Origin of the sequence: Rhizobium sp. LjRoot254 (assembly GCF_964254105.1) — a bacterium.
Lineage (GTDB): Bacteria > Pseudomonadota > Alphaproteobacteria > Rhizobiales > Rhizobiaceae > Rhizobium_E.
Genome location: NZ_CAXUSM020000001.1, coordinates 1,088,329 through 1,102,008, shown reverse-complemented (window position 1 = coordinate 1,102,008; position 13,680 = coordinate 1,088,329). Strand labels below are relative to the sequence as shown.

General features: G+C 59.6%; 12 protein-coding genes. 5 read left to right on the top strand and 7 right to left on the bottom strand.

Features of this window, described 5'->3' with window-relative positions; translation table 11 throughout:
• Positions 1-90: 90 nt before the first annotated feature.
• The 3 genes from ACSQ26_RS05465 to ACSQ26_RS05455 all read left to right on the top strand — a co-directional run bounded on the left by ACSQ26_RS05465 (position 91) and on the right by ACSQ26_RS05455 (position 3,966).
• Positions 91-1,383 (top strand): NAD(P)/FAD-dependent oxidoreductase, encoded by a 1,293-nt coding sequence (locus ACSQ26_RS05465; protein WP_436007043.1) that lies wholly within the window; start codon positions 91-93, stop codon positions 1,381-1,383.
• 422 nt (positions 1,384-1,805) lie between these two features.
• Complete coding sequence (locus ACSQ26_RS05460; protein ID WP_436007041.1) at positions 1,806-2,225, top strand: TadE/TadG family type IV pilus assembly protein; 420 nt, start codon at positions 1,806-1,808, stop codon at positions 2,223-2,225.
• A 1-nt stretch (position 2,226) separates the two neighbouring features.
• Positions 2,227-3,966 carry a pilus assembly protein TadG-related protein gene (locus tag ACSQ26_RS05455; RefSeq protein WP_436007039.1) on the top strand — a complete coding sequence of 580 codons (1,740 nt, stop codon included), beginning with the start codon at positions 2,227-2,229 and terminating at the stop codon, positions 3,964-3,966.
• A gap of 67 nt (positions 3,967-4,033) precedes the next feature.
• Here ACSQ26_RS05455 and ACSQ26_RS05450 read toward each other — a convergent pair whose 3' ends face one another.
• The 7 genes from ACSQ26_RS05450 to ACSQ26_RS05420 form a co-directional block, all read right to left on the bottom strand.
• On the bottom strand, positions 4,034-5,179 hold the full coding sequence (locus tag ACSQ26_RS05450) for an iron-containing alcohol dehydrogenase (RefSeq protein WP_436007037.1): 1,146 nt from the start codon (positions 5,177-5,179) through the stop codon (positions 4,034-4,036).
• A complete protein-coding gene (locus ACSQ26_RS05445; RefSeq protein WP_436007035.1) occupies positions 5,179-6,561 on the bottom strand; it encodes an aldehyde dehydrogenase family protein in 1,383 nt (460 codons plus the stop codon). The genes ACSQ26_RS05450 and ACSQ26_RS05445 overlap by 1 nt, the downstream gene beginning before the upstream one ends.
• Positions 6,562-6,579: 18 nt before the next feature.
• A complete protein-coding gene (locus ACSQ26_RS05440; RefSeq protein WP_436007033.1) occupies positions 6,580-6,996 on the bottom strand; it encodes a type II toxin-antitoxin system VapC family toxin in 417 nt (138 codons plus the stop codon).
• Entirely contained in the window at positions 6,989-7,393 is a 405-nt protein-coding gene (locus ACSQ26_RS05435; RefSeq protein ID WP_436007031.1) for a DUF7662 domain-containing protein, read from the bottom strand. Before ACSQ26_RS05435 ends, ACSQ26_RS05440 begins: the two co-directional genes overlap by 8 nt.
• Positions 7,394-7,483: 90 nt before the next feature.
• On the bottom strand, positions 7,484-8,851 hold the full coding sequence (locus ACSQ26_RS05430) for a glutamine synthetase family protein (protein WP_436007029.1): 1,368 nt from the start codon (positions 8,849-8,851) through the stop codon (positions 7,484-7,486).
• A gap of 105 nt (positions 8,852-8,956) precedes the next feature.
• Positions 8,957-10,510, bottom strand: a complete 1,554-nt coding sequence (locus ACSQ26_RS05425; protein WP_436007027.1) for an amino acid permease — start codon at positions 10,508-10,510, stop codon at positions 8,957-8,959.
• A 93-nt stretch (positions 10,511-10,603) separates the two neighbouring features.
• On the bottom strand, positions 10,604-11,377 hold the full coding sequence (locus tag ACSQ26_RS05420) for an N-formylglutamate amidohydrolase (protein ID WP_436007025.1): 774 nt from the start codon (positions 11,375-11,377) through the stop codon (positions 10,604-10,606).
• Positions 11,378-11,550: 173 nt separating this feature from the next.
• On the opposite strand from ACSQ26_RS05420, the gene ACSQ26_RS05415 reads away from it, so the two are divergent.
• Both ACSQ26_RS05415 and ACSQ26_RS05410 read left to right on the top strand, forming a co-directional pair.
• Positions 11,551-12,426: a MurR/RpiR family transcriptional regulator gene (locus ACSQ26_RS05415; protein WP_436007023.1), complete on the top strand. Its 876-nt coding sequence runs from the start codon at positions 11,551-11,553 to the stop codon at positions 12,424-12,426.
• A 189-nt stretch (positions 12,427-12,615) separates the two neighbouring features.
• The gene (locus tag ACSQ26_RS05410; protein ID WP_436015109.1) at positions 12,616-13,671 is read left to right on the top strand and encodes an ABC transporter substrate-binding protein; all 1,056 of its coding nucleotides are present in this window, start codon (positions 12,616-12,618) and stop codon (positions 13,669-13,671) included.
• Positions 13,672-13,680 lie beyond the last annotated feature (9 nt).

The window sequence follows — 13,680 nt, the reverse complement described above, 5'->3', positions numbered from 1 at the left end:
ACTTTGGCCGGAAACAGGTGCCACCCTGTTTCCGGCCTTATTTCTGCATGCTACACGAGCCAATCGAAGCATCCAAGACTGTGCAGGCCCATGTGGAACGACGACACGAACAAGAATCTCTGGAACCATTCCGCCGCGCCTGCCCCTGAAACATCCGCACTTTCGAGCGACATAAGCTGCGACACGGCGATCATCGGAGGCGGCTTCACCGGCCTATCCGCGGCACTGCATCTCGCCGAGGCCGGCGTCGATGCCGTCGTGCTCGAAGCCAAGGCGATCGGCTTCGGCGGTTCGGGCCGCAATGTCGGCCTCGTCAATGCCGGCATGTGGATGCGGCCGGACGATATCATCGCGGCAGTCGGCGAGACCACGGGCGAAAGGCTGGTCAAGGACCTTGGCGATGGCCCGGCCTATGTTTTCGAACTCATCGGCAAGCACGGCATCGATTGCGAAGCGATCCACACTGGCACCCTGCACCTTGCGGTCGGCAGGGAAGGGGTGAAGGAAATCGAAACGCGCGCCGCCCAGTGGCAGCGCCGGGGTGCTCCCGTTGAAGCGCTGTCCGCAGACATCGCCGGAAAGCTGACGGGAGCGAGCGGCTTTGCCGGAGCACTTCTCGACCGTCGCGCCGGCACGGTGCAGCCGCTCGGCTATGCCCGGGGACTGGCGAGGGCCGCAATGAGCGCCGGCGCTAAACTATTCACCGACACGCCTGTCGTCAGCGCCACCCGTGACGGCGGGACGATCGTGCTCAAGACCGCGCGCGGCCAGGTGCGCGCGAAGAAGCTCATCATTGCCAGCAACGCCTATTCCGGCGTCGTACCCTCGATGAACTGGAGCGATCACGGCCAGGAACTGGTGCCGATGTATTATTTCCAGTTCGCCACCAACCCCCTGCCCCCAGAGATCATCGGCCGTATAATGCCTGAGGGCCACGGCTGCTGGGACACCGGCCTCGTCATGACCTCGTTCCGCACCGACAAATCTGGACGGCTGATCTTCGGCTCGATCGGATCGTTGGACGCGTTCGGCAAGGCCACGCATCGCGCGTTCGCACGGCGTGCGGTGAACGCGCTTTACCCCTTCATCGGCGATTTTGAGTTCGAATACTGGTGGGACGGCCAGATCGGCATGACGCGCAACAACCTGCCCTCTTTCCACCAGCCCGAGAAGAACGTTTGGTCGATCGCGGGTTACAACGGCCGCGGCATATCCCCCGGCACGGTTTTCGGACGCGCTCTTGCCGCCGTGTCGATGGGCAATGAAAGCGCCATGATGCTGCCGGTCACACCGGTAGTGGGCGATGCTCTGCGCGGCGCCAAGTCGGCGTTCTACAATATTGGATCAGTGGCGAAGCATTTCATTGACCACAGGCTGAATTAGATATTTTCCCCGGTAGTAGAGCGGCGTTACCGGGGACGGTCCCTTGCACGCCAGATACTCCGCACCCGATTCCATCTCCGGGATCATCGACTCCAGGGATTGATGATCGGCGATCGTCCGGCTGATCGCTGCCGGCTTCGGCATCATCCTCGCGTGACGCGACCACTCCACTCACCATCGCAGGCAGGCAAAACGCCTGCGGACAACCAATCCGGCTGTGGCCCGCCTATATTTTCCACTATGGATCATACAACCATATAACGAGGCTCGATTACTAACAGAACGACTGATTATTTCTTCGCACGACCATTTTCATACATGCCGCATACCATACGTGCGTGTATATAAATACTACACGCAACCTTTTATTAAGTGTTCATATTCTAAAATGCCAACAGCTAATGTTTAGACAGGAGCAGAAAGTGGCCTTCAGGAAACTATTTCGTGAAAAAGGAGGCGCTTCCGCAATCGAGTTTGCAATCGTAGCGCCTGTTTTTATTCTCATTGTTCTCACTCTGGTTGCTTTCGGCATTTATCTGTCTGTCGCCAGTTCCATCCAGCAGATCGCGGCGGATGCCGCGCGCACCGCCATTGCCGGGTTGAATGCCTCCGAACGCAACGTGTTGGCACGCAACTTCATCGCGCAATCTACGCTGACATACTACCTTATCGATCCAACCAAACTCGTGGTTTCCGTAACCGACGATCAGCTCAACGAACAGCAATTCACGGTCAGGCTGGAATATGATGCCAGCGACTTGCCGATCTGGAGTCTCTACTCGTTCGCGCTGCCGGACAAGACGATCAAGCGCTTCACAACCATCCGTATCGGAGGGATTTGACATGTTTCGCAGACTTCGATCAATCACGGCTCTTGGACCGGACCGCGCGGGCAACATCGGCATCATGGCCGCCGCATCCACGGCCATCGTCATCGGCGCAATGGCGCTGGGCGTTGATTATGGACATTTGACCCTCGAACGCAGGTCGCTGCAGGACACATCGGATCTCGCGGCCATCGTGGCCGCGTCCAATATCGATCAGGCGGAACCCGCCGTGTTGTCGTTCTTCAAGCTCAACGGCAAGCGGCTAGCCATCAAGCGCGACGGAAAGCTGATTACATCGGACGGTGAGTTTCCCGCGACCGCCCTTGCCGGCATGGAAGACATCGACGGCTATTCGGTACTCACCAAGGGGCGCTATACCGCCGACCTGTCGGTCGCGGTGGAAAACCGCTTTGTTGCCGGCGCCATGCCCTACGACGCGGTATCGGTGACCACGACATCCGCCGGCGAGCTCTTCTTCGCCAAGGCAATCTCAACGGAACCCCAGATCGCTGTGAAGAGTTTGGCCTCACAACAGCGTACCGCTGCCTTTTCGGTGGGTTCCCGGCTCGCGAGCTTGAACGGCGGCATCCTCAATCAGGTGCTCGGTGCGCTGCTCGGGACGAACGTCACGCTGAGCGTCATGGATTACAACGCGTTGCTCGACGCCGATGTGGAACTCTTTTCCTTCACGCAAGCGCTGGCAACGGAATTGAAGCTTACCGGCGTGACATATGAGGAACTCCTGCAATCCGACATAAGCCTCGGGAGCTACCTCTCGGCACTGGCAAGCGCCGGTGGCGGCTCGCCGTCAGCTTCCGCGATCCTTTCCGGCCTTTCGCGCACGCTAGGCACGACGCAAGCCAATATTCCGCTGGAGAAGATCCTGAGCCTCGAGCCCTATAACGCATTGACCGTCGGCAAGGCGACGGGCCTGACAGCGAAGGCCTCTGCCTTCGATCTCCTCAATGCGGCTGCCGCGGTCGCCAACGGCGGCAAACAGATATCGCTCGACCTCGGGGCAACCGTACCGGGCCTCGCCTCGGTCAAGCTCGATCTGGCAATTGGCGAACCACCGGTCGGCACGCCTTTCCTTGCGGTAGGCGAGAAGGGCACGATCGTCCGGACCGCGCAGACACGGGTCAAGATCACGGCATCGGTATCGGGTCTGTCGGCGCTTGCCGGCACCAAGATTTCCGTGCCGATCTACATCGAAGTCGCCAATGCCGAGGCCGCCCTTTCGGACATTATATGCCAGGGTGGCGATCCATCGAACGCCACCGTCAAGGTCAAGGCGGTGCCCGGAGTAGCGGAAATCGCGATCGGCGATGTCGATATGGCGGCGTTCAATCATTTCGCCAGCCCTCCCCGCGTGACCAAGGCCACGATCGTCGATACCGCGCTCCTCAAGGTCGCCGCCCTGGGTCACACCTATGCCAGCAACATCAGCCCGGACACGCTCGCTTTCAGCCCTCAGGACATCCGCGATGGCAAGATACAATCGGTCTCGACGCGCGACACGCTGACGACGTTGACGACCACCCTTCTCGGCAATCTCGAAGTCGAAATCAAGGTCTTGATACTCACCCTCGGCACACCGAAGGCGGTGCAGATGGCGCTCGCCGACACGCTCGCCACACTCACGACGCCGCTTGATGCAGTGCTCTACAACACCTTGCTGACACTCGGCATCCGCATCGGGGAAGCCGACGTCAGGGTGACCGGCGTGACCTGCCGACGTCCTGTCCTGGTGCAGTGACGTTCATCGAGGAAAGATCGTGGTGAGGAGCCGGTACGAATCCCGGCTCCCTCTTTTCAATGCTTGATCAGATGCATTCGTGGTAAAGTTTCTTCGCCGCCTCCAGCGTCAATTCCACCGGGTTGGAACCCGCCGTGGGATCGATGATCGCCATCTCCGACATCTCGTCGATACGATCGGTTCCGACGCCGAGACCAGACAGCTTATCAGGCACGCCGAGCTCCTCGCGAAGCTTCTGAACGTAATCATAGAAGCCATTGAAACCGCCTGATATGCCGAGATAGGCGGCGATAAGCGCGATCTTGTCCTCAATAGCAGGGCGATTGAAGCGCAGAACAGGCGGCATCACCACCGCATTGGTCATGCCGTGATGGGTATGGTAGATCGCGCCGACGGGGTGGCTGAGCGAATGGATCGCCCCGAGCCCCTTCTGGAACGCGACCGCGCCCATGGCGGCGGCCGACATCATGTGCGTGCGGGCTTCGATATCCGCGCCATCCTTGTAGGCGCGCGGCAGATATTCCTTCACCAGCCGCATGCCTTCGAGCGCGATGCCCTGGCTCATCGGATGATAGAAGGGCGCGCAATACGCTTCCAGGCAATGCGCGAACGCGTCCATGCCGGTGCCGGCGGTGATCACCTTCGGCATGCCGACGGTCAATTCCGGATCGCAGATCGTCACACCGGGCAGAAATTTTGGATGGAAGATGATCTTCTTGGTATGCGTCGCGGAATTGGTGATGACCGAGGCGCGGCCCACTTCCGAACCCGTGCCGGCCGTCGTCGGCACCGCAACGATCGGGGCGATGCCCTCGACCGAGGCGCGCGTCCACCAGTCGCCGATATCCTCGAAATCCCAGACCGGACGGGTCTGGCCGACCATGAAGGCGACGCACTTGCCGAGATCCAGCCCCGAGCCGCCGCCGAAAGCCACGACACCGTCATGTCCGCCATCCCTGAACGCCTTTACGCCGGCCTCGAGATTCGTGTCGTTCGGGTTCGGATCGACATCGGCGAATATCGCGCGGCCAAGACCACCGGCTTCGAGGATATCTAGCGCGTTCTGCGTGATCGGCATCGGCGCCAGGCCGCGATCGGTGATCAGCAGCGGCTTCTTCATGCCGAGCGACTTGCAATGGTCGGCCAGTTCCTTAATCCGCCCTGCCCCCATCTTGATGAGGGTCGGATAGCTCCAGTTTGCGGTGATCGACATCAGAATTGCTTTCTCAGGTGATAGGATTTCGGGCGGGTCAGGTTGTGGAAGCCGAGGACCGACAGCGAGCCACCGCGGCCGGTTTCCTTGACCCCGGTCCAGCACAGTGCCGGATCGAGATAATCGGCACGGTTCATGAAGATCGTGCCGCTCTCGAGATCATCGCCGATGCGGGCAGCGCGCTCAGCGTCCTGGGTCCAGAGCGAGGCAGTAAGGCCGTATTTGCAATCGTTCATCAGTTCGAGTGCTTCCGCGTCGTTCCTGACTTTCATGATGCCGACCGCCGGGCCGAAGGTCTCCTCGTTCATGATGGACATAGAATGATCGACATCGACCAGGATCTGCGGCGCGATATAGGCACCGCCATCGTCCTGCGGAAAGAGCTTTGGATCGACCAGTGCCTTCGCGCCACGCGACACCGCCTCATCGACTTGGGCACGCACCGTCGCGGCAAAACGCTTGTTGGCCATCGGCCCGAGCGAGGTCTCCGGATCGAGCGGATTGCCCAGCTTGTAGTTGGAGACCCAGGCGACTGACTTCTCGACGAAGGCATCGTAGAGGTTCTCGTTGACATAGATGCGTTCGATGCCGCAGCAGCACTGGCCGGAATTGTAGGTGGCTCCATCCATCAGCGTATCGACGGCGGCATCGAGATCGGCATCCTGCATCACATAACCCGGATCCTTGCCGCCGAGTTCGAGGCCGACGCCGGTGAAGGTGCCGGCCGCGGCACGCTCGATGGAGCGGCCACCTTCGACCGAACCCGTGAAGTTAATGAAATTGAACTGGCCATCGGCGATCAGCTGCGAGGTCGTGCCGTGATCGAGGAAGATGTTCATGAACACATCTTCCGGCACACCAGCCTCGTTGAAGGCACGGACCATGCGCTCGCCGACCAGGATCGTCTGGCTCGCATGCTTGAGGACCACCGTGTTGCCCGCCATCAGTGCCGGCGCCACCGTGTTGATCGCCGTCATATAGGGGTAGTTCCAAGGCGCGATGACGAAGACGACGCCATGCGGCTCGCGGGAAATGTAGCGCTCGAACTTGTCGCTCTTTTCGACCACCATTGGCGCAAGTGCGTCATGCGCGATCGAGGCAACGTAATTGGAGCGCTCGTTGAAACCCTTGAATTCGCCGCCATATTTCACCGGCCGGCCCATCTGCCAGGCGAGTTCCTTGACGATATCCTCGGCCATTTCGTTGACGCGCGCCACACCCTTCAGCACAAGCGATACCCGCTCTTCGAGCGGCCTTCTGGCCCAGGCCTTCTGCGCCTTGCGCACGCGTGCGATCGCCGCCTTGGCATCGTCGAAGCTCATGGCCGGACGTTCGGCGTAAACCGAGCCGTCGACCGGGGATATGCATTGGATCATTGTCATTTTCTCTTCGGTCTCCCTTCAACAGGCCAGGGTTCTCACATGGCCCACCGCGCCATAGGCAAGGATCGCCCGGTCGCGGGTTATGATTGTCAGATCGTGTTCACGTGCAGTGGCGATGATGATGCGATCGGTTGGGTCATTGTGGATCGGTGATGGCAAATAAGAGGATGCGATCAATATCTCTGGAGTCGCAGCCTCTACCGAAACGCGTCCAATCGTGACGAAGTCCTCGAACCAAGTCGGGGCCGTCTTGGTCGTTGGCAGTCTTCCCCGTGCGACAAGCATTCCTATCTCCCATGCCGACATTGCGGAAACAGCGATAATGCCGCCGGACTTCCGAACCCTAACCAGTTCCCTTCTTGCCTCGACTGCGATCGGTTCATCATGAGCCATCCAGATCATGGCGCATGTGTCAAGAAGCAGCCGATCAGTCATTCTCGTAAACCTTACCCCATTCAGGATCGGCAGGCGCAGTAAGGTCCAGATCGGCCGGGATAGTCATCGTTCCTTTCATGCATCCGAAAATGGGATCACGAAGTTCATTATCTCCATCTCCTTCGCTTCCCTGTAAATCCGTCGCCGCTGGTGCACGCTCAACACGACGAAACACCAGCTTCTCGGCTGCAATATCCACAGACTCGGTCTCGTATCCGGCATCCAGCCATTGCTGTGTCATCACGTTATTTGTTGGATTGTTGCTCCACCATGCACGATGCTCCTTTGACGGAGGCAGAGGACGACCAACTATCCGCTCAATCTCTCGAAAGCTCATCGGCAGATAAGCACGACTCTGCTGACTCAGAAACTTTCCCAATGGTTCATACTTGCTCATTGACAGTCCTCCTGTTTCATCGATAGTCACAATGAAACACAAAAAACCACTTTCGTCAAACGAGCATATAGTGTGTGTTTGTAAGTGTAATTACGCCCTCTCGAACCCCCGCGCAACCTCCCAATCCGTAACGCGGCGATCGTATTCCTCCTGCTCCCAGCGGGCGGCGCGAACGTAGTGATCCACCACGTCATCCCCAAATGCGGCGCGCAGCAGCTTGGACTTGTCGAGTTCGGCGGTCGCATCACGCAAGGTTTTCGGGATTTCGCGCACTTTCTTGGCGCCGTAGGCGTCACCCTCGAACGGCTCTTCGAGCTTCATTTTCTTCTCGATGCCGTCGATGCCGGCCGCAAGCAGCGCCGCAAACGCAAGGTAAGGATTGAGGTCGGAGCCGCCTACGCGGCATTCGATGCGGATGCCTTTGGTCTCCTCGCCGCAGAGGCGATAGCCGGCGGTGCGGTTGTCCTTCGACCAGATCGCCTTGGTCGGGGCAAAGGTGCCAGCTACGAAGCGCTTGTAGGAATTGATGTAGGGCGCCAGAAAATAGGTGATCTCGCCGGCATGGGCGAGCAGGCCCGCCACATAATGCTCCATCAGTTCCGACATACCGTAGCGGCCCTTTTTGTCGAAGAACAGCGGCTTGCCGTCGAGCGACCACAGCGACTGGTGGATATGCGACGAGGAACCCGCGGCGGTGTAGCTCCACTTGGCGAGGAATGTGATGGCCTTGCCCTTGGACCAGGCGATCTCCTTGCAGCCGTTCTTGATGATCGAATGCCGGTCAGCCATGGTCACGGCCTCGGCATAGCGGACATTGATTTCTTCCTGGCCGGCCGAAGCCTCGCCCTTGGAATTCTCGACCGGAATGCCGGCACCCTGCAGGCCGTTGCGGATCGCCCGCATCACATCCTCTTCCTTGGTGGTCTGGAAGATGTGGTAATCCTCGTTGTAGCCCGAGACCAGTTGCAGGTCGCGATAGCCGCTCAGTCGCGCGTCGTCATAGGTCTGGTCGAACAGGAAGAATTCAAGCTCCGAGGCCATGAAGGCCTTCATGCCCATCGCTTCGAGCCGCTTGACCTGCTTCTTGAGAATGGCGCGCGGCGAATGCGGCACCTCTTCGTGCGTGTGATGGTCAAGCACATCGCAGAGCACCAGCGCTGTGCCTTCGAGCCAGGGAATGCGTCGAAGCGTCGCCATGTCGGGCTTCATCGTATAGTCGCCATAGCCCTTTTCCCAGCTCGTCGACTTGTAGCCGGAAACGGTTTCCATCTCCATGTCGGTCGCGAGCAGATAGTTACAGCTATGGGTTTCCTCATGCGCGCTGTCGATGAAGTACTGCGCATGAAAACGCTTGCCCATCAGGCGGCCCTGCATATCGACGAGTACCGCGAGCACCGTGTCGATCGTGCCTGCTGACACGTCCTTTTTCAACTGTTCGAATGTGTAGTTGGCGCTCATGACAAACCGTCCCTGTGCATGCAACGGACCGGCAGGTCCGCAGCGCTGAATATATCTTGAGGAGGCTCCCCGGCCGACGGCCGGGGAGTGAAGCTACCAGGCCCGTCAGGCTGCGCTAAGCGCGGTTTCGGCGGCTTTGATCTCGGCCTGGCGCGCCTTGACCGCGTCTTCGGTGAGCGGCGGACCGGTGAAGCGGTTGCGCTCGAAGGCGAACCAGACAATCACCAGGACCGCGATCAGAGCGGCAAGGAAGAAGCCGACAAGCTGGTATGGCGGTTGAAAGCCGACGAACGCAAGGATCGCGGCGCCGATGATTGCGAGAACCGCAATCGGCTTGGACCAGATGCCGAGATCGAACGGGCCCTTCTTCGTCCAAGTCTTGCCTTCAGCGAGCAGGCCCGCCGCAATTGGCATCATGTAGGAGACGTAGAGGAATACCGCGCAGCCGGATGCCAGAATGATATAAGCGTTGGCGTCGCTGCCGGCCAGCAGCCCAAGCAGGAAGCAAAGCGCCGCGCCGGTGAAGATCGCCGGGCCTGGCGTACGGTACTTCGGATTAATCTTCCTAAGCACACCTGATACGCCGGGAATGCCGCCGTCGCGAGCAAATGCGAAGATCATGCGCGACAGCGAGGTCATACCGGCAAGTGCGCAAAGGAAGTTTGCGACGACAATACCGACCGAGATTACACTCTTGAGCCACTGCGGCATGCCGCTGGCTTCAAGCGTATAGTAGAAGACCGACCATCCCTTGGCGGCGCCCTCGTCGACGCTCGGCATGGCGAGCAGGATGACGGCCACGAGAACCCAACCGAAAACGCCGGACCAGAATACCGCGTTGATCATACCTTTCGGCACAGCGCGCTGGGCGTCACGTGTTTCTTCAGATGTGTGCGCCGAGGCGTCGAAGCCGGTAATAGTGTAGCAAACATGCAGGAGGCCTAGCACAAAGGCGAACATGAGGCTGCTCGTTGCGGGCCACGTGTTGGCGCCGGCTTCGCCAGTGTAGTTCTTGAATGTTACCAGTCGCGAGAAGTCCAATTCCACAGGCGAGCCAAGCAGCAGGCCAAGGATGATCGCGATCGTCACGGCGAAGATAAGATAGCCGGAGAAATCGGTCAGCAATGTCGTCACCTTGATGCCGACATAATTCATGATCGCCTGGGCCAGAGTGATCACGGCAACCCAGATGATCAGGTCGGTGCCGGTGAAACCGGCCGCGTCCATGCCGAACATGCCGACTAGGATCAAGTCCTTGAGCAGCAGGTAGACGCCATAATTGACTGAGGCAACGACGAAGAGCAGACCGAAGACGTTGATCCAGGCCGTGCCCCAGCCCCAACCTTTGCCGCCCAGAATCGACGACCAGTGGTAAAGTCCCCCGGCGGTCGGATACGCCGAGGCGATCTGCCCCATCGCGGCGGCCACGACCAGCGCGAAGACCGAGCCCACGATCCAGCCAATACCGATTGAAGCGCCGCCCGCCGCGCCAAGCGCGACCGTATAAGCGCCTATGCCACCGGCCAGAATGCAGATGATCGAGAATGAAATGGCAAAATTCGAAAACCCGCTCATGCGGCGGGCGAGTTCCTGGGCATAGCCCATGGAGTGCAGGACCTGCATATCCTGCTTGCTTTGTTCATCGGAGTGATCAGTCATCTTGTAACCCCTGTTCCCCTGCTGGCCGCACCATTGCAACCGGCAACCATGCTATGCTCGGGCGGTCTTGGCGCCGCCTCGTTGGAGTCTTTTTCAGGCGGGAACAGTCAGGCTTTCGCTGATCAGTCCCGCCAGAAAACCGGCCATGACCCCTTGGCCGGTCTCATCCTTTATGAGGTCGTTCCTGACCTCAATCATGACATTCATCAAGCCGTTTGCAAGCCCGTGCTCCTTGAGCGTGTGGGTCACGCCGTCCTCGGGGCCATAGGGCTGATTGCGGCCCATGACGAATTCCTGGCGCTCCCCGGCCAACGCCAGCATCTGGTCGGCGAGGCGTGTGTCGCGATCATGAAGGATACCCACTTCCACGCGCCGGCTCACACCCTTGTAGACCGGCGTAAAGGAATGGATGGTGACGATCACGGTGTCGCGACCCGCATCGGTGCGCGCCTTGATTGTCTTGGCAAGCATCTGCTGGAAAGGCCGATATATCTCGTCCACCCGCGCCTGCCGCTCGGCGGACGACATGCCGCGATTGCCGGGAATCTCGAAGATCTCGCTGACCTCGGGCATGGCATCCGCAGCCTCCGGCGGCCGGTTGCAGTCATAGGCGAGACGGGAAAAATTCTGGAAGATCAGCGTCGCGTCGAGCAGGCTGGCCATCCGCCGTGCCACAGCAAGCGCCCCCGGATCCCAGGCGATATGGGCATCGAGCGCTTCGGTGGAAAGACCAAGCGTGCCAAGTGCCGCCGGCAGCGTCCGCGATGCATGCTCGCATACGAGCAATACCGAGGAACGCCCCTTCGCGTTCTCGACGGTCACTGGCCCTCCATCGGCCGGCGACAACAATTGGAATTGTTCTGACATCGCCCCATGCCTTATGCTTTTCTGTAAAGAATTCTCCAGAATCTAAAAACTGTCAACGGGGATGCCGGAAAATTTGATCCAAAAAAGCTGTTGACAGTACCAGATGTTTTAATTTCTTATTCAATCCAGCATCCGGCGAAGACTGGAGCGGGGAATAGAAGGTGTCGCCAGGGGTGTCGCACGTCATAAAGACCGTTTCGGACATGATCACCGCGGGCTATGAGTCCATGACGCGGGCCGAGAAGCAATTGGCCAACAGCCTGCTCGACAGCTATCCCGTCTCCGGCCTGGGCTCGATCACGACGGTGGCGGAAGCTGCCAGCGTCTCAACGCCCACCGTGGTCCGTATGGTGCAGAAGCTCGGCTTCAAGGGTTTCACGGAATTTCAGGGCCGCCTCCACCAGGAACTCGAAGCGACGATTTCGAACCCGATCACCAAGCATGAGCGGATGGCGCCGAACGCGCCGGGCGCCCATATCCTCAACCGCTTCGCCGACGCGGTCACCAACAACATGCGCCAGTCGCTCGGCGCGATCGATCCGGCCGAGTTCGATGCAACGGCCAAGCTGATCGGCGACCGCAAGCGCAACGTGTATCTGACCGGGGGCCGTATCACCGGCGCGCTTGCCGAGTATTTCTTCACCCATTTGCAGGTCATCCGCTCTGGCGTCACCCGCATGTCCACCAGCCCTTCGAGCTGGCCGCATTATGTGCTCGACATGAACAAGGGCGACGTGCTGATCCTGTTCGATATCCGCCGCTACGAGCGGGAGCTCGAGGCGCTGGCACGAACAGCGGCCGATAACGGCGTCGAGATCATCCTTTTCACCGACACCTGGGGCTCGCCGATCGGGAAATATGCCCGGCACAGCTTCCGCCTCAGCATCGAGGTGCCGTCGGCCTGGGATAGTTCCGTCGTCACCCTTCTTCTCGTCGAAGCGCTGATTGAGGGCGTGCAGAGCGCCCATTGGGACAAGACCCGCGAGCGCATGTCGATGCTGGAAAACCTCTTCGAATCCACCCCGCTTTTCCGCAGGCCGGGTTCGTAGGCAATAAACAGAGGGAAGGTCTGCCCTTAGTTTAGAAAAGTATAAAAGACCGAATATCAGCTGGCATGAAAGTGTCACACAGGCGTCATCAAACAAAACTAACTCCATCGCCAAGCTGAAACCCAACAGAGGAGAAACTCAGTGATCAACAAGCTCTATTCTATCGTGGCCCTGTCTTGCTCGGCCCTGATGGCGACCACCGCCATCGCCAGCGCCCAGAGCATGGACGACCTCGTCAAGGCGGCACAGGCCGAAGGCGAACTCACGGTCATCGCGCTGCCGCACTCCTGGTGCAATTACGGCGAGGTCGTCGAGACCTTCAAGACGAAGTACGGCATCAAGGTCAACGAACTGAACCCGGATGCGGGCTCGGGCGATGAAATCGAAGCCATCAAGGCCAACAAGGACAACAAAGGCCCGCAGGCACCTGACGTCATCGACGTCGGCCTTTCCTTTGGCCCGTCCGCTAAGGACGAAAAGCTGATCCAGCCCTACAAGGTCGCGACCTGGGATACGATCCCTGACTCGGCCAAGGATGCCGACGGCTACTGGTACGGCGACTATTACGGCGTCATGGCCTTTCTCGTGAACAAGGACCTGGTCAAGGAAAGCCCGAAGGATTGGGCCGACTTGCTGAAGCCGGAATATGCCAACATGGTGTCGCTCGCCGGCGATCCGCGCTCGGCCAACCAGGCCGTCTCGGCCGTCTTCGCAGCTGGCCTCTCGGCCGCTGGCGGCGATGTCGCCAAGGCTGCCGACGAAGGTCTCAACTTCTTCAAGGAGCTGAACGCCAAGGGCAATTTCGTCCCCGTCGTCGGCAAGTCCGCCCCGTTCGCGCAGGGCACGACCCCGATCATCGCTGCCTGGGACTATAACGGCCTGAGCTGGGGCAACGACCTCAAGGGCAACCCGCCCTACGAAGTCATCGTTCCGGCATCCGGCGTTGTCGCCGGTGTCTACGTGCAGGCGATCTCGGCTTACGCTCCGCATCCCAGTGCAGCCAAGCTCTGGATGGAACACCTCTATTCGGACGAAGGCCAGTTGCTGTGGCTGAAGGGCTATTGCCACCCGATCCGCTTCAACGATCTCGCCAAGAGCGGCAAGATTCCGCAGGATCTGCTCGACAAGCTGCCGCCGCCCGAGGGCTATGCGAAGGCCATCTTCCCGACTCTCGAAGAACAGGGCGCCTACAAGAAGGCGATCACTGAAAAGTGGGACAGCGTCGTCGGCGCCAACGTGAAGTAATCGAACTGC

What these genes read in the sequence shown, in the direction of transcription:
- ACSQ26_RS05465 (WP_436007043.1), top strand. Translation starts at nt 91, where the DNA reads ATGTGGAACGACGACACGAACAAGAATCTCTGGAACCATTCCGCCGCG.
- ACSQ26_RS05450 (WP_436007037.1), bottom strand. Translation starts at nt 5,179, where the DNA reads ATGTCGATCACCGCAAACTGGAGCTATCCGACCCTCATCAAGATGGGG.
- ACSQ26_RS05425 (WP_436007027.1), bottom strand. Translation starts at nt 10,510, where the DNA reads ATGACTGATCACTCCGATGAACAAAGCAAGCAGGATATGCAGGTCCTG.
- ACSQ26_RS05445 (WP_436007035.1), bottom strand. Translation starts at nt 6,561, where the DNA reads ATGACAATGATCCAATGCATATCCCCGGTCGACGGCTCGGTTTACGCC.
- ACSQ26_RS05410 (WP_436015109.1), top strand. Translation starts at nt 12,616, where the DNA reads ATGGCGACCACCGCCATCGCCAGCGCCCAGAGCATGGACGACCTCGTC.
- ACSQ26_RS05435 (WP_436007031.1), bottom strand. Translation starts at nt 7,393, where the DNA reads ATGAGCAAGTATGAACCATTGGGAAAGTTTCTGAGTCAGCAGAGTCGT.
- ACSQ26_RS05440 (WP_436007033.1), bottom strand. Translation starts at nt 6,996, where the DNA reads ATGACTGATCGGCTGCTTCTTGACACATGCGCCATGATCTGGATGGCT.
- ACSQ26_RS05455 (WP_436007039.1), top strand. Translation starts at nt 2,227, where the DNA reads ATGTTTCGCAGACTTCGATCAATCACGGCTCTTGGACCGGACCGCGCG.
- ACSQ26_RS05430 (WP_436007029.1), bottom strand. Translation starts at nt 8,851, where the DNA reads ATGAGCGCCAACTACACATTCGAACAGTTGAAAAAGGACGTGTCAGCA.
- ACSQ26_RS05420 (WP_436007025.1), bottom strand. Translation starts at nt 11,377, where the DNA reads ATGTCAGAACAATTCCAATTGTTGTCGCCGGCCGATGGAGGGCCAGTG.